19 protein-coding genes and 1 riboswitch are annotated in these 18,740 nt (G+C 64.2%); of the genes, 15 read left to right on the forward strand and 4 right to left on the reverse strand.

All coding sequences use genetic code 11. The features are described 5' to 3' along the window. The first annotated feature begins 3 nt into the window (after positions 1-3). The gene (locus tag ACFWO3_RS19940) at positions 4-1,131 is read left to right on the forward strand and encodes a DUF4185 domain-containing protein (RefSeq protein ID WP_378581032.1); all 1,128 of its coding nucleotides are present in this window, start codon (positions 4-6) and stop codon (positions 1,129-1,131) included. A gap of 71 nt (positions 1,132-1,202) precedes the next feature. Then, positions 1,203-2,441, forward strand: coding sequence for an MFS transporter (locus ACFWO3_RS19945; RefSeq protein ID WP_378581000.1), 1,239 nt, complete (start codon positions 1,203-1,205; stop codon positions 2,439-2,441). Here ACFWO3_RS19945 and ACFWO3_RS19950 read toward each other — a convergent pair. Further along, the gene (locus tag ACFWO3_RS19950) at positions 2,434-3,999 is read right to left on the reverse strand and encodes a carboxylesterase/lipase family protein (RefSeq protein ID WP_378581001.1); all 1,566 of its coding nucleotides are present in this window, start codon (positions 3,997-3,999) and stop codon (positions 2,434-2,436) included. The genes ACFWO3_RS19945 and ACFWO3_RS19950 overlap by 8 nt on opposite strands. A gap of 102 nt (positions 4,000-4,101) precedes the next feature. Next, a riboswitch (TPP riboswitch) is annotated at positions 4,102-4,197 on the forward strand. Here ACFWO3_RS19950 and ACFWO3_RS19955 point away from each other — a divergent pair. The 5 genes from ACFWO3_RS19955 to ACFWO3_RS19975 all read left to right on the forward strand — a co-directional run bounded on the left by ACFWO3_RS19955 (position 4,191) and on the right by ACFWO3_RS19975 (position 8,716). After that, the gene (locus tag ACFWO3_RS19955; protein WP_378581002.1) at positions 4,191-4,907 is read left to right on the forward strand and encodes a TenA family protein; all 717 of its coding nucleotides are present in this window, start codon (positions 4,191-4,193) and stop codon (positions 4,905-4,907) included. It overlaps the preceding riboswitch by 7 nt. Continuing rightward, on the forward strand, positions 4,904-5,926 hold the full coding sequence (locus tag ACFWO3_RS19960) for an ABC transporter substrate-binding protein (protein WP_378581003.1): 1,023 nt from the start codon (positions 4,904-4,906) through the stop codon (positions 5,924-5,926). The genes ACFWO3_RS19955 and ACFWO3_RS19960 overlap by 4 nt, the downstream gene beginning before the upstream one ends. Before the next feature lie 14 nt (positions 5,927-5,940). After that, positions 5,941-6,750: an ABC transporter permease gene (locus ACFWO3_RS19965; RefSeq protein WP_378581033.1), complete on the forward strand. Its 810-nt coding sequence runs from the start codon at positions 5,941-5,943 to the stop codon at positions 6,748-6,750. After that, positions 6,743-7,552 (forward strand): ABC transporter ATP-binding protein, encoded by an 810-nt coding sequence (locus ACFWO3_RS19970; RefSeq protein WP_378581005.1) that lies wholly within the window; start codon positions 6,743-6,745, stop codon positions 7,550-7,552. Before ACFWO3_RS19965 ends, ACFWO3_RS19970 begins: the two co-directional genes overlap by 8 nt. Before the next feature lie 168 nt (positions 7,553-7,720). Further along, on the forward strand, positions 7,721-8,716 hold the full coding sequence (locus ACFWO3_RS19975; protein ID WP_378581006.1) for an alpha/beta hydrolase: 996 nt from the start codon (positions 7,721-7,723) through the stop codon (positions 8,714-8,716). A gap of 1 nt (position 8,717) precedes the next feature. Here ACFWO3_RS19975 and ACFWO3_RS19980 read toward each other — a convergent pair whose 3' ends face one another. Together ACFWO3_RS19980 and ACFWO3_RS19985 are read right to left on the reverse strand one after the other, a co-directional pair. Continuing rightward, positions 8,718-9,995, reverse strand: a complete 1,278-nt coding sequence (locus ACFWO3_RS19980) for a methyltransferase family protein (RefSeq protein ID WP_378581007.1) — start codon at positions 9,993-9,995, stop codon at positions 8,718-8,720. Beyond that, positions 9,992-10,939 (reverse strand): hypothetical protein, encoded by a 948-nt coding sequence (locus ACFWO3_RS19985; protein ID WP_378581008.1) that lies wholly within the window; start codon positions 10,937-10,939, stop codon positions 9,992-9,994. The genes ACFWO3_RS19980 and ACFWO3_RS19985 overlap by 4 nt, the downstream gene beginning before the upstream one ends. A gap of 140 nt (positions 10,940-11,079) precedes the next feature. Here ACFWO3_RS19985 and ACFWO3_RS19990 point away from each other — a divergent pair, with 140 nt between their 5' ends. The 8 genes from ACFWO3_RS19990 (at position 11,080) to ACFWO3_RS20025 (ending at position 18,114) form a co-directional block, all read left to right on the forward strand. Then, positions 11,080-11,583 carry a hypothetical protein gene (locus tag ACFWO3_RS19990; protein WP_378581009.1) on the forward strand — a complete coding sequence of 168 codons (504 nt, stop codon included), beginning with the start codon at positions 11,080-11,082 and terminating at the stop codon, positions 11,581-11,583. Between the two features lie 88 nt (positions 11,584-11,671). Next, positions 11,672-12,586, forward strand: a complete 915-nt coding sequence (locus ACFWO3_RS19995) for a hypothetical protein (protein WP_378581011.1) — start codon at positions 11,672-11,674, stop codon at positions 12,584-12,586. A gap of 2 nt (positions 12,587-12,588) precedes the next feature. Continuing rightward, positions 12,589-13,320 (forward strand): ESX secretion-associated protein EspG, encoded by a 732-nt coding sequence (locus ACFWO3_RS20000; protein ID WP_378581014.1) that lies wholly within the window; start codon positions 12,589-12,591, stop codon positions 13,318-13,320. A 72-nt stretch (positions 13,321-13,392) separates the two neighbouring features. Next, entirely contained in the window at positions 13,393-14,739 is a 1,347-nt protein-coding gene (locus ACFWO3_RS20005; protein WP_378581015.1) for a hypothetical protein, read from the forward strand. 654 nt (positions 14,740-15,393) lie between these two features. Further along, positions 15,394-15,633 (forward strand): hypothetical protein, encoded by a 240-nt coding sequence (locus tag ACFWO3_RS20010; protein ID WP_378581017.1) that lies wholly within the window; start codon positions 15,394-15,396, stop codon positions 15,631-15,633. 131 nt (positions 15,634-15,764) lie between these two features. Next, on the forward strand, positions 15,765-16,097 hold the full coding sequence (locus tag ACFWO3_RS20015) for a hypothetical protein (RefSeq protein ID WP_378581019.1): 333 nt from the start codon (positions 15,765-15,767) through the stop codon (positions 16,095-16,097). Beyond that, a complete protein-coding gene (locus tag ACFWO3_RS20020; protein ID WP_378581020.1) occupies positions 16,094-17,389 on the forward strand; it encodes a hypothetical protein in 1,296 nt (431 codons plus the stop codon). Before ACFWO3_RS20015 ends, ACFWO3_RS20020 begins: the two co-directional genes overlap by 4 nt. After that, complete coding sequence (locus tag ACFWO3_RS20025; protein WP_378581021.1) at positions 17,389-18,114, forward strand: ESX secretion-associated protein EspG; 726 nt, start codon at positions 17,389-17,391, stop codon at positions 18,112-18,114. The genes ACFWO3_RS20020 and ACFWO3_RS20025 overlap by 1 nt, the downstream gene beginning before the upstream one ends. Here the strand turns inward: ACFWO3_RS20025 and ACFWO3_RS20030 are convergent. Continuing rightward, the gene (locus ACFWO3_RS20030) at positions 18,111-18,575 is read right to left on the reverse strand and encodes a MarR family winged helix-turn-helix transcriptional regulator (protein WP_378581023.1); all 465 of its coding nucleotides are present in this window, start codon (positions 18,573-18,575) and stop codon (positions 18,111-18,113) included. The two genes, ACFWO3_RS20025 and ACFWO3_RS20030, sit on opposite strands and share 4 nt — an antisense overlap. Between the last annotated feature and the right edge of the window lie 165 nt (positions 18,576-18,740).

The raw sequence follows: 18,740 nt of genomic DNA on the forward strand, positions 1-18,740 counted from the left end.
ACGATGGTCTCCGCACCGTCCGCCGGTGCACAGGAATGCATGGGCGGTAGCGGCAGCAGTGCGGGCAGCGTCATGACCGGCAGCGTCGCGGGTGGTCCCAATCCGATTCCGTGGCTCAACGGCAGCGACGGTCGACTCCCCGAGCTTCGCGGCAAGACCACCGCTGTTTCTCACATCACCGGTCCGCGCAGTCCCAACGACACGCTAGGCCGTTTCAGCGTCCTCGGTACGGACCTGGGAATCATGTGGGACAACGGAAGCGGCGAGGTCTTGACCGCTTTCGGTGACACCGTCGGACTCAGCCCCAATCCGCTGTGCGGGCTCGTCGGCGACTGGCGCAGCAACATTCTCCTACGCAGTGCGGACGGAATCCTGTCCGACGGGATGAACATCGACAATTCTCCCCAGGATCGCCCCGGCCATTCCAAGGAGATCATTCCCAGCCTGAAACAGGCCGGTATCGAGAAGACGGTCATCCCCACCACGGGCATATCGGTGGGCTCGGGACCCGGTGCCACGCAGTACATCAACTACATGTCCGTTCGAGACTGGGGCCATCCGGGTGAATGGGAGACCAACGCCTCCGGCATAGCCGTCTCGAACGACAACGGCGAGAACTGGCGAGTCGATCCCCTCACGACACGACCCAACATCCCCGGAACCGGCAACGAGAACTTCCAAATGGGCTCGTACGTCAAGCACGACGGGTTCGTCTATGCCTTCGGAACTCCGTCGGGACGGAACGGCGACGCACGATTGTCCCGTGTTCCCGAGGGCGACATCACCAATCTCTCCAAGTACGAGTACTGGAACGGCGACAAGTGGGTGGCGCACGATCCTCGCGCCGCCAAGCCCGTCATTCCCGGCCCGGTCAGCGAGTTGTCGGTTCAGTACAACGACTACCTCGGCAAGTTCATCGCGATGTACACCGACGCAGGCAATTCCATCGTCATGCGGACCTCCGATCACCTCGAAGGCGGATGGGGCGAACCGCAGGTTCTGGTGAGCAGTCGAGAGGTTCCCGAGGTCTACGGTGCATACATGCACCCGTGGTCGCAGGGACAGGACCTCTATTTCCTGGCCACCACGTGGTCGGACTACAACGTGATGCTGCTGCGCACCACACTCTGAATTGAATCCGTCGCGGCGGGCCCAGCTCCGCTGCTAGCGTCGATTTCACCCACCGATCGGGAGGAATCGCCGTGACCACCGCGGACACGGCCCAGCGCCGCGGACCGTTGCTACTGCTCAACCTGGCAACTCTGCTTTCTGCCAGCGGCAACGGAATCGTGATCGTGGCCTTGCCGTGGCTCGTACTGGAACTCACCGGCCGTGCCTCCGATGCTGCGATCGTCGCCGGTGCGACCACCCTGCCGCTCCTTCTGTCCAGTCTGTTCTCGGGGACGTTCGTCGACCTGTTCGGTCGTCGCCGCACCTCGATGGTGTCGGACACCCTGTCCGCGGTATCGGCGGCATCCATTCCGATCGTGGCCGCGACGACCGGTCTCACGGTCACCACTATCGCCCTACTCGCGGCGCTCGGTTCGTTCTTCGACCCGGCCGGCATCTCGGCCCGTGAATCGATGCTGCCCGCCGCCACACGCGCCGCCGGTTGGACTCTCGATCGCACGAACAGCGTGTACGAAGCGAACTACAACGTGGCCTATCTGGTCGGCCCCGGCGTCGGTGGCGTGCTCATCGCCGCGGTGGGGGCACCGAACGCCTTGTGGGTCACCGCAGTCTGTTTCGTCCTGTCGATCGCGGCGGTCGCATTCATCCGACTCGAACATGCAGGGCGACCGACCCCGGAGAACCGCCCCGCGTCGATCTGGCACGGCACGCTCGAGGGCCTCCGGTTCGTCTGGAACGACCGGTTGCTTCGAACCATCGCGCTCGTCGACATGGTCCTGGTCGCCCTGTACATGCCGGTCGAAAGTGTAATCTTCCCGGTGTACTTCACCGATCTGGGCAAACCTGCACAGCTCGGTTCGGTACTCATGGCACTCAGCATCGGCGGCATCGCGGGAGCGTTGGCCTACGGCCCTGCTGCTCCGTATCTGTCCCGCCGGAAGGTGCTCATCGCGGCTGCCGTCGTTCTGGGGTTCGCAATGGTCGCGATGGCGTTCCTCCCACCCCTGTGGGTGATCCTCCTGCTGGCCGCACTCCAAGGCTTCGTGTTCGGGCCGGTGGGCCCGATTGTCAACTACGCCATGCAAACACGCAGCCCGGAACACATGCGCGGCAGGGTGGTCGGCGTGATGACGTCCACGGCCTACGCGGCCGGACCGCTGGGATTCGTCTTCGCCGGGCCGATGCTCGACCGACTCGGCATACAACCGACGTTCTTTGCACTGGCCATTCCCGTCGTGGCCCTCGGACTGGTCTGCCTCGGATTCTCGAGCCTGCGGGGGCTCGACCCCGAGACCGACGCTGTCAGTTGAAGCCCATGACCTCTTCTCCCCACGCCTCACGCAGTACCTGATCCGGGTCGCCGACCACGGCATCCGCGGTATCGATCAGCAGGGTGTTTCGGGTCTGCTCGTCGTACGGCGGCCAGTGCTTGGAGGCGTCGAGAGCGGCGGGAACCCCGTGTGCGGCGAATGCGAGCCACCGTCGCTGCATTCGACCCGACACATCCAGTGCCGCCTTGCGTCCACCGATCCAGAAGGTCGGGTCCACGTTCAGCGTCCCGAAATTGCCGAATACATAGGGCAATTCCGTTGCGTGCCCGGCCCCAACCCGGGCGGCCTTCAACATCGGTGTCGCATGATCGAAGCGATACATCCATGTCGGCGAATGACGGCTGTGCGCGTCGGCCACCCACAGTGCCGGCATCCTGAAGGCCGCGTCACGAGACATGGCCAGTGCGCCACTCGGTTTCGCCCGATCCGGATATGCGGACAGGATGTCGGCGAGGCGCGCTGCAGACAGTTCGGGGTGATCGGCGGCAATAGCGCGCAACATCTCCTGGACCGCGTCGGTACTCACCGGCAACAACGGCGACTTCATGAACTTGAAGATGGACGCCTCGTCCTTGTTCGACCCGATGATCAACGGGATTCGGTGCGACAGTCCCTTCTGGAACGCCGCCACCGGATACTTCGGAACGAAGTCCCGGTCCACCACCGGCGCCATCGCCAAGGTGCCGGGAATTTTGGTCGGCACCTCTTCCACCAGGGTGTCCCCTGCGGCGACGATCTGTTCGATCGGCAGTTCTCGCAGTTCCTGCGCCCGGTCGCGGTCCAGGTCGAGGATGCCGAGAAGGCGCTCCGCGACGCTGGCCGCACGTTCACTTCCGTACACCGACGTCGCAGGTGGGCTCTGTGCGATGACCCGATGGAAGAGCCCCTCTGCGCTGGGACACGTCATGAGTGTCGTCAGCGAACCTGCGCCGGACGACTCACCGAATGCGGTCACGCTGTCGGGATCGCCGCCGAAGTCCGCGATGCAGTCCCGCACCCACTCGAACGCGGCCACCTGGTCTCGGAGACCACAGTTCGTATCGAAGACCTCGTCTCCGGTCGAGAACGACGACAGGTCGAGAAATCCGAGTGGCCCGACGCGGTAATTGATGGTCACGACCACGACATCGCCGCGCTCTGCGAGCAGACGTCCGTCGTAGATGGCCTGGGCCGACGAACCGAGACAGTAGGCGCCCCCGTGGACCCACACCATGACCGGCCGTTTCTTGCCGTCCGGGAGAGGTGCCCACACGTTGAGCGAGAGGCAGTCCTCGTCGTACTTCAGATCCTCGTCGATGGGGACGGCGGTGCTCGGTGCCTGTGGCGCCATGGGACCGAACTCGCGTCCGTCCAGCACACCCTCCCACCGGTCTGGTGCAACCGGCGCACGGAACCGCAGCCTCCCGATCGGCGGGGACGCGTACGGGATGCCTTTCCACGCATACACTGCGCCTTCACCCGACTTCTCAGCATATCCGCGAACGTCCCCATCGCGGGTATGCACGACATGAGTGACGTCGGACGAGGCTGGTTTCACGTGCGAATCTCCTAACGCGAGGCGTACAGGAATCTTCCTGCAAACCTACCAATTCCGGGACGTGCGAGAGAGCGTGCGAGCGAAGGACTGTTATTGTCTCCACGTTCTGACACGGGGTGCTCCGCACATGCGGGGCTGAGATCACACCCGGGAACCTGCTCAGGTAATGCTGACGAAGGGATGTCGAAGAAGTGAACAGTTCTGCCCGAACGAAGGTGACGGAATCTCCCCGTTTCACCGATCGCCTGTGGGATACGGCGAGCGTGGTCCGCGCCGGAATAGACGACCTCGAGTTTCTCCGGCGTCTCGGTGACGGCACCCTCCCGCTCGACGTGTTCCGCACCTATATAGAGCAGGACCTGCTGTACCTGACGGAGTACGCGAAAGCCCTTTCCATCGTTGCCGCGCACGCCCCGACCGCTGATGCAGCCGGGTTCTGGGCCGGCGCCGCCGTGGAGTCGGCAACGGTCGAGGCAGCCCTCCACAAGGACCTGCTCACCAGCGGCACCCTTCCTGCCTCGGAGCGTGAGCCTGCGCCGACGCCGGCGTGCCTCGCTTACACCTCCTATCTGACCGCGACTGCCGCCACCGAGCCGTATGCGGTAGGTGCTGCTGCCGCGCTTCCCTGCTTCTGGATCTACGCCGACGTCGGGCGGCGGCTCGCAGCGAGCGCACACGAGGTGCTGGAAGCGGACCCTGCCCACCCGTACGCACGGTGGGTGACCACCTACGACGCCGAAGAGTTCCACGTCGAGGTCGCCAAGGCGCGTGCCCTCGTCGACGAGGCTGCAGATGCATCGACCGATGCGGTCCGCGATGCCATGACCCAGGCGTTCGTCGTCGCAGCGCGGTACGAACTTATGTTCTGGGACGCACCCCTGAACCCACAGAACTGGCCAGCGTCGTGAGGGCGACGACGCTGCGTCGAATCGCAGTGGTCGCGGCGGTTGCTGTTGCGGCCGTGGGTGTTCTCACCGGCTGCGGAACCGGGCAGTCGGCGAACACCATCCGTTTCGCGCTCGATTGGACGCCCAACACCAATCACACGGGCCTGTACGTGGCTCTGCAGCAGGGCTATTTCGCAGATGCCGGGCTCGACGTGCAGGTATTGCCGTACAACAGCACCTCCCCGGATACCCTCGTGGATTCCGGCAACGCCGAGTTCGGGGTGGGGTTTCAGAGCTCGTCGACGTTCTCGAAGGCTGCCGGCGCGGAGACGGTGTCCGTCCTGGCGCCCTTGCAGCACTGGGCCACCGGAATAGCCGTGAAGGCGGACAGGCCGGGCATCACTCGCCCCCGTGACCTCGACGGAAAGATCTTCGCAGGCTTCGGTGACGCCGACAGCATCGAGACACTGCGGCAGATCATCAGAAACGACGGGGGCAAGGGCGAATTCCAGACGGTCACGCTCGGCACGTCCGCATACGAGGCCGTGTACTCGGGTGAAGCCGACTTCACCGTGTCCTTCTTCGCCTGGGAGGGCATCGAGGCCGAGCACCGCGGAACCCCGATGGCCTACTTCGACTACACCGATTACGGCTTCCCCGATGCGTACGCACTGATCATCGAGGCGAATCGGCCGTGGTTGGACGCACACCCCGAGCAGGCCCACAAGTTCGTCGAGGCCCTGCAACGCGGCTACCAGTTCGCGGCCGACAACCCCGACGAGGCGGCGAAAGACGTGATCGCGGCCAATCCCGGCGCATTCACCGACGAAGACCTGGTGTACGAGAGCCAGCGAATGCTGTCGGCGGACTACATGCGCGACGACACCGGCCGAGTCGGTCCCCAGACGGTCGAGAAGTGGACCGGCTACTCGAAGTTCCTGTTCGACCACGGTCTTCTTACAGGACCGGACGGCGCGCCTCTGGACGCAGAACCGGACTGGTCGACGTTCTTCACCAACGACTACCTGCCCGCGGCCTGATGTCCGTCCGCACGATGCGTCGGGCCGGCGAGGACGCTGCTCCAGCCATGCAGGGGTCGCGGCTGGTTCGAGTGGCAGTTCCCGCGGTGATCGCCGCCGCCGTGCTGGTGGCGGTGTGGCAGGTGTACGTCATGGTGTCGGGAATCCGACCGCAAGTACTGCCCTCCCCGTTACGGGTGATCGAACAGGGTTGGTCGGACAGGGACAACCTGGCCGTACACGCCTCCGCCACATTGGAAGTGACCCTGCTCGGGTTCGCGGTGTCCCTGGTGTGCGCATCGGTATTCGCCGTCACGGCCGACTTCTCTCCGTGGCTGCGCCGGGCTCTGTTGCCGCTCTTCGTGATCTCGCAGACGCTCCCCATCATCGCGATCGCACCGCTCATGATCATCTGGTTCGGATTCGGGCTCCTGCCCAAGATTCTCGTCATCGCCCTGGCGACGTTCTTTCCCATGACGATCGGTCTGATCGAAGGCTTCGCGGCCGCAGATCGTGATGCCGGTTCCCTGCTGCGAAGCATGGGTGCTTCGCGCTGGCAGGAGTTTCGTTATGTGCGGTTGCCGTCCGCGATTCCCCGTTTCTTCACGTCGCTGCGGATCGGCATCACGTACGCGGTCGTCGCCGCTGTCTTCGCCGAGTACGTCGGCGCGACAGAGGGACTCGGAATCTACATGGCGATGCAGAAGAACTCGTTCCGCACCGACCTGGTGCTCGCCGCCGTGCTCGTGACCGCAGTGATCAGCGTGTGCCTGTACCTCCTGACGTTTGCCGCCGAAGGGGTGGCAGCGCCGTGGGCACGAGACGAAAGGGGTCGTCGTGAGTGACAGTGCCGGAGTACGAATATCGAATCTGTTCAAGGCATACCCGACGCGCGCCGGGTCACGGCCCGTGTTGAGCGACATCTCGGCGACCGTGTCACCGGGCGAGTTCGTCTCCGTCATCGGGCCGTCCGGCTGCGGTAAGAGCACGCTGTTCAATGTCCTTGCCGGATTGGATTCTGCAGACGCGGGTTCCGTCGCAATCGGCGGTGAGTCCGTCGAGCCCGCCGGACGCGGCCCCTCGAAGAGCGCGTACATGCCGCAGAAGGATCTGCTGTTCCCGTGGCGCTCGGTTCTGGACAACACGACCTTGGGCCTCGAAGTCCGTGGGGTCTCCCGGCAAGCGGCACGTGAACGAGCTCGCGCGCTCTTCCCCGTGTTCGGATTGGCGGGGTTCGAGGACGCTCGTCCGGCCCAGCTGTCGGGTGGGATGCGCCAGCGCGCAGCGGTACTACGAACTGTCGTACAGGAACTGCCCCTTCTCCTGCTCGACGAACCGTTCGGCGCACTGGATTCCTTGACGCGCACCGATATGCAGAACTGGCTTCAGCACGTCTGGCAGCAGTACCGCTGGACCGTTCTGATGATCACGCACGACATCCGTGAAGCCGTATACCTTTCGGACCGGGTGGTACTTCTGTCGAACCGACCCGCCACGATCCGGAAAGAAGTCACCATCGACCTTCCGCGACCACGAACTCTTTCGACGATAACGTCGCCCGAGTTCGTCTCTGCCGAACGGCAACTGCTCGAATTTCTGCACGAAGAATCGGTCCAAGCGCACCCTCCGCGCGTATCGAATCGGTAACCGAGATTCGCCCGACCTCGTATTTTGGTTGAAAACGATCACTTTCCCATTACGACAGCCACTCGAATCGGTCCCCGGGCGTAGCGTCCGGGGACCAGGATTCGATGTAGTTGTCGTAGAACGAATTGGGTGGCGATCATAGGCAACACGACCAGAACGGAGAGGGCGATGACAACCTCTGCATTCGAGCTGTGTCCCACACCGTTTCCCCTTACCCGCCAGATGTTTGCGGGCACCTCCCCACAGGCGCAGGTCCTGGCAGGCATCTTGCGACGCACGGTCAAGCCGTTCCTCGACACCTGGGCGCGCCGGCCTGGACTCCCCTGGCCTGCCGAATTGGTGGACATCGCCGGACGGACCCTACCTCCGATGAAGGGCACCACCCGCCGCGCGGTGCAACTGCCACACTGCCCAGCGGAATGGATCCAGCCCACGGGATCGACCGGTGACCGCGCCATCCTCTACTTGCACGGGGGCGCATTCCTGTGCTGTGGAATCAACACCCACCGCCAGTTGGTGTCGCGAATCGCCACCGCTGCCGACGCCCGCGTCCTCAATGTCGCCTACCGGATGATTCCGCGCGACCCGGTGCGTGCAGCCATCGACGACGGCGTCGACGGCTACCGCTGGCTTCTCGCCCACGGATACACCGCGGATCGCATCGTGATCGCCGGGGATTCGGCGGGCGGGTTTCTCACCTTCGCCGTGACTCTCGAGGCGATGCGACAGGGTCTTCCTCGACCTGCGGCCAACGTCGCCTTGTCCCCCTTGACCGATCTGGATCCCAGCCGCAAGGTCGCCCACCCGAATGCGTCGCAATGTGCGGTGTTCCCGCGCCGAGCCGTCCCCGTGCTGTCGACAATGATCGAGGAACTCGACGCACGCAGCGGGTCCGAGCCGTCAGTGTCCCCCGTGGACGACGTCCTCGTCGACATGCCACCGGCCCTTATCCAGACCGGCTCGCAGGAGATGACCTTCGCCGACGCAGAACTCATGGCGGAGCGTCTCGCCGCGTCGGGTGTCCCGTGCGAGCTGCAGATCTGGCAGCGTCAGGTCCACGTGTTCCAGGCGGCGGCAGGCTTCGTTCCCGAGGCAACTCGGGCGATCACCGAGATCGGCGAGTACATCCGTCGACTCACGGCGGCCCGGTTGGCCGTGGCCTGATTCAAGAACGTGGTGCCCGTCCGAGCGGCCGCGGGCCGGCACCGGTGGCGTCCGCCACCAACTGGACGAACGAAGCCAGCCCCGGTGCCCGCATCAGCCAACCGAGGATTGCCCATCCGAGGTGAGTATGTTCGAGGGCGAGACCGACTGCTCGGGTGCCGTTTTCGGCCAGGCCATCGCGTTCGTACCGTATCCGCGACAAGGGTTCCGGATGATCTTCGGCCGCATCGAACGCGAGAGAGGAAGCGGACCGTGGGCGGAACCACATCTCGACTCGCGAGCACGGCTCACAACCACGGGCGGTGAACAACCTCGCGTGCTCGGTGTCTGCTGGACGCCATCGCGGAACCCAATCACGCACCCACACACGGTATTCGATCCACTCCGAACCGAATCTGCGCGCGAGGTCGTTCTTCTCACTGAACGCCGCGATGCCGACCCCGAAGACTGCGGCTATGACCGCGGTGGCGGCCAGAGACCAGGACTCGACGGCAATTGCACCGAGGAGAAGAAGCAGTACCGAACAAATCTGCATCGGGTTGGCGACATACGCATACGGGCCCACAGTCGTGAGCCGTGTGGGCGGGTCCCAGGGGAACGGGGTGCCTCCGTGGTTCACGAACTCCTGCACCGCCCGAAGTGCAACGATTCCGACGACCACCGCCAGCTGCGCGAGAAGCGGATCGACTGGGCCACCCAGGTTTTCGAGGTGAGGGCCCCAGCCGCTGCCCGTTGCGGCAAACGCCACCGTGGGCAGCGCGAACAGCAACAGCGCGGTGAACAGCATCACCTGCAATCCGGCTCGGGTGCGAAGCGCCTTCCTACCTGCGGTGAGAATACCCAGCGCCAATGCCGGAACCAGGCACCCCACGACTGCGACGATCTCGCCGAGGTACCAATTGCCCGACAGCTCCACCAATGGCGTCAGAGCCCTCATCGCCGCCAGGTCCGCGACCACCAGGACAGCCGCCACCCACATCGGATTCACCCATTGCCCGAGGAGAACCGGAACAGCGCCCCATAGGAGCGACCATCCCAGAACGACGTCGATGGGGACCCCCGCCCACTCCAGGCCGGTAGTACCGAAGGACCACCATCCCACCTCGACCGCAATCGCATTCACGATCGTCAGGCCGATCAGATTCCACAATGTCGCCATGAACGCCGCACCCCGCAGTCTGCCGGTTGACGGGCCGGCGAAGAACGCCACGGCAGCGAACAGAACGGGGAACATGACTGCGCAGCCACGCTGAGCTTCGATCCCGATGTCGACGGTCATGCCCGCACGTCGATCGAACCGACCAGATACTCGGCGGCGCGTTGAACCACGAATTGCTCGAGCGGTCCGAAATACCACGAAGGTGAAAGCTTTCGCTCGTAATCGAGCTGCCAGGTGACCTGGGTTCGCCCATCCGGCAGTTCCAACCAGCCGATCTCCACTGACTTCCAGGCAAGCCACGTCGCGAGTGGCGTGGTGTCCGAGACGGCGTGCATACGAACGGAATGGGTGCCGACCTCGTCCACCTGCAACACCAACTCGGAAGTCTCGGTTCCCCAATGATGTGCCGCCACGAAAGGCGTGCGGTGGTGAGCACCGTCGAACATGATCACCCGTTGCTGCCCTGGTTCGAGTGCGGAACCGTGGTCCATATGCGGGCGGGGAAATCCTGCGGCGAGAATTCCGGTCGGCTCGGAGAACGCCAGTGGACGACCGAGGGCTGCCGACACCTCGTCGGCCCCGGCGTCGACGATGGTCGAGGCGGACACGGAGGTGTTGCCGTCCACGGTCGTGGCAGGTACGACGCCCTCCATCGCCAGCAAGGCGAAGAGCGCGGGAACGACGAGGACGCGAGAGCGTGAATCCGGTCCACTCTTGCGTACCAGGTTCACTAGCCCGACGACGAGTAACGCGACTCCGTAGAACAGGGGCGCTGCGAACAGCACGCAGACGAACCCTTCCCCGAGCAGCGGCACCGACAGCAGCAGGACGATCGTGACCACTTTCAACGCCATCGCGTAGAGATTCCCGGAGTTGGGTGACAGGACGAGCACCACGGCAAGAACCAAGGGCACTCCTATGTAGAAGGCCGCGGTTTGTTCCAGTCCTCCGAACTTCAGCGCCTTCGCTGTCGCTGTGCAGGCGATGAACGCCACGACGATCGCGGCCAAGGTCCATTGGGCGCGCGTCGGACGACCCCGCCGCGGCTCCATGTCGGTGCTCATCGCGACAGTCCATCACAAGCAAGCCTTCCGCTAACTCGAAGTGGACGCGACGATCGTCACATCTACCCGGATCGATGGTGTATCCCCACCCAAAGCCCCCTATGGTGTACGCCGACTTGGATGCCGACGACGGGTAACGAATGAAAGACAAGACAGTGGCGATCGGAGCGCTGGGCGTCGCAGCCTTCTCCGTCGTCTCGGGCCTCTTGGTGGGGGCAGTCGGTGGCGCGTTCGGCGGGGATACCAAGACAGTGCAAGCTCCGCCGCTGGTCCAGGTCGGATTGCAGCAGGCAACCGCGCCGACTGCCGACCCGGTCAACGAGATCGTCGTTCCGCCGTCACCCACCTGGCAGGTGGCCGCACCCACTACTCCGAGGCCGCAGACCACGGCTCCGGCTCCGGCTCCCACGCCGGTCCCGGAGTCCCCGGCGGCCGAAGACACCGCGACCCCGGTGCCGACAACCGATGCGTCTCTCAGCACCACCGACGAACCCGACGTGTCCGTGCGCGAAGAGCCGACGGAATCCGAGGCCGCCGTCGTCTCGGAGACCTCGATGGATGGCCTCGAGGTCGGAGAGAGCGAGGCAGCAACCACTCGCCCGACGATCACGATGCCGCCGATCACCACCCGCCCAGGAAATTAGACGTCCGGGGGCACGCTGCCTGTAGGGTGCATATCGCCGGACTGGGGGGATTCCATTCCGGGACGGATAGTCCGGAGTGGAGGTCGGAATGGAGAACGTACATCACTTCGCGTGGGATCATCATGCACTCGATGCCGCTGCGCAGTCACTCGAACCTACTTCTGCCGCTGCGGTTTCCGATGCTTGGAAGGCTTTCGGTCGTGATTTCGACGCGGCCATCGATGCCTTTCGCGATTCGGTGAGTTCCGCTCTCGCGGCTGGATGGTCCGGTGAAGCAGCACACTCCGCTGGTGCGTCCGTCGATGAATACGCCCGGTCCGTGGAACGCGTCGGCTGCGGGTTCGTCGATGTGGGAACGGCGATGGAACACGCCACCTCGGGTGCGGAATCGTTGAAGTCCATGGTCTCGGCCCCAGGCGACCGAACGGAAGGCTGGGTCCGGTCGATGCCGTGGATGTGGGATGCCGACGAAGCGTCACACGATGCCGAGCAGGCCGCGAAGGTCGCAGTCGAATCCACCTACCACCCCGCGTTGCAGCAGGCGAGCGCACACCTGCCCGACCTCACCCACTCCCCTGCCGCGGTCTCGTCGGCGTCGGTTCTGGCGACGTCGGGACAGGATGTGGGACCCAACGGGGTGCACGGCATCTCGTGGAGTGGTGCCGGCACCGTCGACCCCGCAGGAGTGCCGGAAGCCCCGCAGGCACATCGGGATTCCGCCCACGGCCCTGACGCTGCCTTAGCACCCGCAGCGGGCGGTTCCATGGCAGGCAGTTCCATGGCACTCGGTGCGATGGCGGGGGCTCTCGGCAGTGGCGCGGCCCACTACGCGGGGCAAGTGGTCGCCGGGCACCGTGAGGCGTCGGCGGCCCCACCTTCTGCGGATGTGCCTGATTCCGAAGAGGACGACGTCGAACCGCCCACCTTCCTCGTCGAGATCGACGAAGGCAGCGCAGTGGTCGGCAAGTTGCCGCCCGCTTCCCCGTCCGTGATCGGAAGCTAGCAGTGAGCCGTTGGACCCTGTCCAGCGCACAGTTCGCGGCGCTGTGGGCGCGCACGGGGCAGGATCGGGCGCCGTTTCCGTTCGACCTCTCGAGCGACCTCGCCGTGGCCGAGGACCACGCCGAGCAACAGCGGCGGGTTCGACAGACATTCGACGGGCCGGAACACGATGTGCTGGCAGCGGCCTTCCTACTTCTGGCCGAACCCGATATCCGAATCGAGCTGACAGGCTCGGCAGACGAGATCCCCCTGCGCATCATCGGTGCAATGACGCGGCATCACGGTCTCGTGGCGTTGCAGCATCCTCGGTCTGCTCAGCGTGAGGGCGGTCATGTGGTGATGCTCGGGTGCGAACCGTACGACGTCGCACGACAGGTGCTGGCGCAGATCCCGCCCACCGAGCCGGGTAGGTACCGGGGCGTGCAGTTCAGTCGCGGAAGCCAGGCCCGACCGGGTACGCGTGTATTGCGTCGGCCGGAGGAAACTTCCACGCTGAGACCTGTCGCAGACCTTCTCGACCGTCCGACCGTGGGTGAAGGAGTCGTGAAGGTCGTCCGCGGACCACGCCACGCCGGCAGGTTCGGCGGAGGCGCCGCGTGGCGGGACATCCGAGGCGACGGCCGATATATCGTTTTCGGAGGTGAGACGGTGACGGTTCAGCCAGGCAGTTCCTGGGACCTCCTCGGCGTGTTGGGCAGTACGACGGGAGTCCTGCCCGCCGGGCAAGCTCGCTGACAACTCGCGGGCGACTGCGCCGATGTCGGCGGCGCCCACTAACGTGGTGTTTCCACGAAGGGAGGTGTGCCGGTGTCCGACGCCGAGTTCGACGTAAGCCAGTTCGACCTGGACTCCAGCGTCAATCAGGCTTGGGCCGACTTCCAACGTCGCCTCGCCGATCACCTCGCGTCGATGCAACGCGGTGACCTCCTCATCCTCGAATCGGGATTCGAGGAGATCGACCCGGAGCGACCCATGCCCTACATCCAGTACCTGGTGTGGGATGCGGACATGGTCAGGTGTGAGGTTCCCTCCAACCACGTCCTGCACCCTTCGCGGGCGCTCAGCGACTCCGACCAGCAATACCTCACCCAACTCGGTTGGCTTCCCCCGACGCACGGGTCGGAGGTCGACGGGGAGAGTTCGCCGTCCTTCTACGTGGACAAGAGCCAGTCCTGGGCGGACCAACTGGCCGCCATGTCCGTTGCAGCGTTCCGAGATGTGTGGGGCGTAGCCCACCCTGCCTTCCTCGACAGTGTGGAGTCGGGTAGCGAGGCAGTCCCCTCCTTCGAAGTGACCTCCGCCGCCCCGTCTCTCGTCCCCGACCTGCCCCCGACCGCACCGGTCACACCACACGGTGCCGCCCACCTGAAGGAACTGGTGGCGCGGACGCTCGTGTCCGTATTGGGTGTGGTGCCGCAACAGGATCCCGACGGCGACATACCGGTGCGCGTCGGACACACCATCATGTTCGTCGGACCCCTTGCGGATTCGCTCGACGTCCAGTTGTTCGCCCCGCTCGTCGACAACATCAGCAACAGAACCCGCGCGGCCGAATTGGTCGCCGATCTCAACCGCACGTGGTCTCGAATCAAGTTCGTTCTCATCGACGATCGGCTGTCGGCATTCATGGAAGTACCCGCCGATCCGTTCGTACCCAAGCACCTCACAGACATGTGCCGAATGTTCTCGGAGTTCCTGCGAACGGTGGACGAGACCTTCCCGAAGAAGTTCGGCGGTGACCCGTTCTTCGGCCCCACCGGTACGGAGTTCGCTCCGGACGTCGACTTGACCTCCGAGAGCATCCCCACCGAACTGCTGACTCTCTTCCACCTCGACCCCAAGGGTGAAGGCGACCTGGACGTGTCCGTGGTTGCCCAGGTATGCGGCAACGACCGTCATCGAATACTGAAGCTGCTCAACCTCGCCCACCAATGGCAGAACCAATTGCAGCAGTCGTCCAAACTCGCGGCAGAAGACGAAGACTTTTCGATGCGCGACGCATTCGAAGCGCAAGCGGTGTCGTGGCGATCGATAATGGACCTGCTCCGCGACGCCCTGCGCACCGTCGTACTCAGCCCCGAGGACGAGAACCCCGATCCCGGGCCGCAAGACGAGAATTCGCCCAACGAGCCCACTCTGTTCGACGAACAGTGACTCCGTGAACAAACCAATCCCTCCCCTCGTGCCGGGCCAGCGCCTCGTCGAGTTGTGCGAGGGTGGTCGGCGCGTGTCGACATACAAACTCGCCTGCTTGATGTCCATCATCGACGTATCTCTACACGAACCTGCTCCGGCCGGATCACTGGCCGTACCGTCCAAGAACTTGCACACCGAGTCGCCAGCAAGGTACGGGCGCCAGTCACGCCCGTACCTTGCTGGCGACCGCGGAGGCCGCCCGCGAGTCCCAGGACAGCGCCTACCTGCGAACCGTGCGACAGGTCGAGCTGACACTGGCGCAGCAACCGTTGACCGACCTTCGGACACGTCCAGGCGGGAGTGTTTCGGACTCAGGCGATTTCCTGTTCGATGCCAGTGGATTGCACAAGAAGATGAGCTATCGAGCGTTGGACGCTGGCGGTCCCATCGTCCTTCGTCCCAGGGCCCCATGAGCTCAGACAGTTGGCTTCGCTCCTACGTCCGATGATCGAAATGATGTGGACGGCGGACGTGACCCGAATTGATCGAGACCACCTGGAGCACGGATCTCGCAGGATTCCTGCTCGGCACGGACCGAACAGCACTGGGGCGAGTCGTCAGGTCGCGCACGTAGACCACGTGTCGCCGTGGTCACGAATCCCGATCGACGGTATGGCAAACCTGGTCGTCACGGATGCTCGCTGCAATCTCGACAAACACGCGACTCTGCCCGTTCCACGGCACTTCCAGCGCGCAATCTCGCGGCCGCGTGCCGCCCTGACCGAGGTTGCCAGCAGTGCAGAATCTCCGGTCCTCGAGACTCGCACTCGGACGGGAACAGGACTCTGTTCTTCGATTCCACCGGGGACCGCCTTGTGGTCGGCGACGGGAACCTACGAGATCAGCGAGTAAGGGCGCCGAGTTTGTCCACAGATTTCCTTTCGGCACCTGTCTATCCACAACAGGAGTTCTGGCCCGCACTGGAGTCCGCCCGGCGTCGTAGCATCACTGCTACACAGGCTTCGTTCTCTTCGGGGGTGGGAATGTCGAAATCGATGTATCTGAATGCGGACGCAATGACCAAGTGCCAGAACGTGTGTGACGGGATGATCGATCAACTCGATCTGGCTCTCGAGCGGGCCCGAGATTTGACGGACATCTCCGGATTCGGAGACTTCCCGTCTGCCGTCGAACTACACGCGGGCTTCCAGGCGAAGGGCACCGTGGGTCATGCCTCCGTGGTCGAGCGGCTGAAACAGTATCGGTCCGTGGTTGTTCATATGCGGGATACTTTCTCGAACGGTGGCGCCGGGTACGCCGCCGCCGATAGTGAAATACGCCAGGCCTTGGATGCAGTGATCGGCGAGCGCCCATGATCGAGCAGACCGTTAGACAGCGCAGGTTGGCACGCACCGAAGACGTCGTCTCCGAAAGACTCGGTGGCGAAACAGATCCGCCGTACGTGACGACGGCCGAGAACTTCCTCGGATGGGATCACGCACGCATGTACAACGCCACCCAGTCGATCGACGGGCCCCGCATCCGCCAGCTTGCGGAGACATACAACGAGATCGCCGCACTCATCCCCTTCGGACTCGGAGTCGCGCTTCTGAAAGCGACCATCCACGCAAACTGGGAGGGCCCGGCAGCCGACGAGGCGAGCGCCGCAGTCGATCTACTAGGGCGGCGTGGGATCGAACTCAGGGAAAGCATCAACGTCATCGGCGTGAAACTCCATCAGGTACACGCGGGTATCGACGCGATCAAAGCCGCCGTTCCCCCACCGGACACTTCGATTGTCCAGTCACTCAGCGGGGCATACCAACAGACAACGCACGAGAACCGCGAAGACGCCCGGCAAGCGGCCGCACTCGCCCTCACCAATCTGTATACGCCGCTCTATCGAGATGCCGGCACAGATGTGCCCACCCTCCCCGAGCCACAGAATCGTTCGAGCCCCATGACAATGATCGAGGAATCGCCCTCCATCGACGCACCACCACCACCGAGCGAGCCGGTCTCGGAAGTATCGACCGCCGACGTCTCGCCCCAGTTGGGCGACGATCGCCCCGATTCCCCGACCTACCCGGCCACCCCGACTTCGGTCACCGTCACCTCGACAGTCGTGAATCACGCTGCCACACAACCAGTGGTTCAATACGGCGTTGCCCAGGCGCCGACCAACCACCCCGGTCCCGCACTGCACACCGCACACTCACCGGCTTGTAGCGGAGCCGCACGCTTCACCCCGTCGCCCGGCACTTCTTTCACCTCGACACCTGCGGGCACGACGGGCGCAGTTCGATCGGACAGTGGCGCGAGTCCCACGCCAACGCGCGCAACGAGTGCGGCGACCAATAGCCTTCTTCCGAACGCCGTTCGTGCACCGGGGCCCGGCCCGTTCGGGGCAGGTTCGGCCTCCACACCCGTCCCCGTTGCACCCAACGGAACCAGCACGCCAACGCCACCGGTCGGATCCCATCCGGCGGCGCACGGTTCACGAACGATCGGCGGCGCAGGCAATCACATGATGGCCGCCGGCGGACGTGGCGCAGCCAAAGGCAGTGCAGACACCGAGCACAAGACTCCCAGCTACCTCGTGAACGTCGACAACGGCACCGAGTTGATAGGTCGCATCGCGCCCGTCGGACCACCGGTACTCCGCTGATGGGCTGGCAGCTCACCGCAGCCCAATTCATGACTCTCTGGGAGGCGACCGACCTCGACCGCATGCCGTACCCGTTGACTTACCGGGACACGGCCGACACCGAGGACGTTCATCGACACCACACACGTGCGTTGCTGGCGTGGCGGAACTCGTTGAACGACCGCCAGTTGGCCGATTGTGTTACCGCCCTCCGTGATCCGACGATTTCGGTGACCGTGTATGCGCCGTACCCCGAGGGCGCAGTCAGACGCAGAGGTTGCCTCGGCAACGACCTTGCCGTCCTGGCCGAACAAGCCGTCGGTTCCGTCGGGGGCGGTGACATACACGTGTCTATGAACCAGGACAGCATCGCTCGCAACTGCACCGCCCTGGCCCTCGGACTCGTCGGTGACCTTCCCGCCTGCCAGGCGGGGCACGGGCCGGAGCTGTCTGCCCACCCGGACGACCTCTCGCCACGGAACGGCACGTCGATCCTGCAGAGCACCATCGACTCACCTGGAGAGCGGATTCGGCGACTGCTGTCGCAGCCTCGGAACGGAGTCGGCTACATCTGCATTCGTGGACGACGCGACGGTCTGAAAGAACCGCTCGTCGACGAGTTCACGTGGATAGACCTCGACGACGGTCGATACGTCCATCACGTCGATGACGCAGCGCGTCTGTTCCCTGCGTCGCCGTCCCGCCTGCTCGAGGAATTGTCGCGCCGAATCATGTTCGCGATCTAGTCTTCCGGCCGGGGCCATTCGTTGTCTTCCAAGCGCTCGACGGAACGATTGAACCTTCTCAACAGCCGTATCAGCGTCTCTGTGTCGGAAGGGCCCCAACCTTCTACGACCTGCCCCAGGCCGTCGGTGGACATCGCCCTGTCGACTCGTAACTGCTTCAATCCGTGCGCGGTCGCGACGAACTTGCGTGCCGCTCCCCCGTCCGGATCGATCACACCCTCGACAAGATCCTGGGTGATCATCGAGCGGACCTGCCGATTGACAGTCGAGATGTCGAGCCGCAACGCCTCGGCCAGTTCTTTCAGGCTCATCGGCGACTCGAGCTCCAACCGGCTCAGCAGCACGTAGGCGGATCGCTCGAGTACCTGCCCCTTGCGATGCTGGCGAGCCATGAGCGAGTGACGCGAGAGCAGCATCATCTCGTATTCGAGAGCGGCAAGCGGTTCGTCCGCATCTGCCACGAGTGATCCCTCCTACGCCGATGTGCAGTATGCACACCCTACCCCCGTGAGTGGCTGACGAGTCCAGCGGCTCTGTTCAGTCTGGGGACATGTGAGACACGAGATGTCTACCCAGATGTGCGACACGCTGCTGTGGAGGTGAGCGTGGGCACCTGAGACCGGCTA

The sequence above is a fragment of the Rhodococcus sp. NPDC058521 genome, assembly GCF_042719695.1.
Classification (GTDB): Bacteria; Actinomycetota; Actinomycetes; order Mycobacteriales; family Mycobacteriaceae; genus Rhodococcus_F.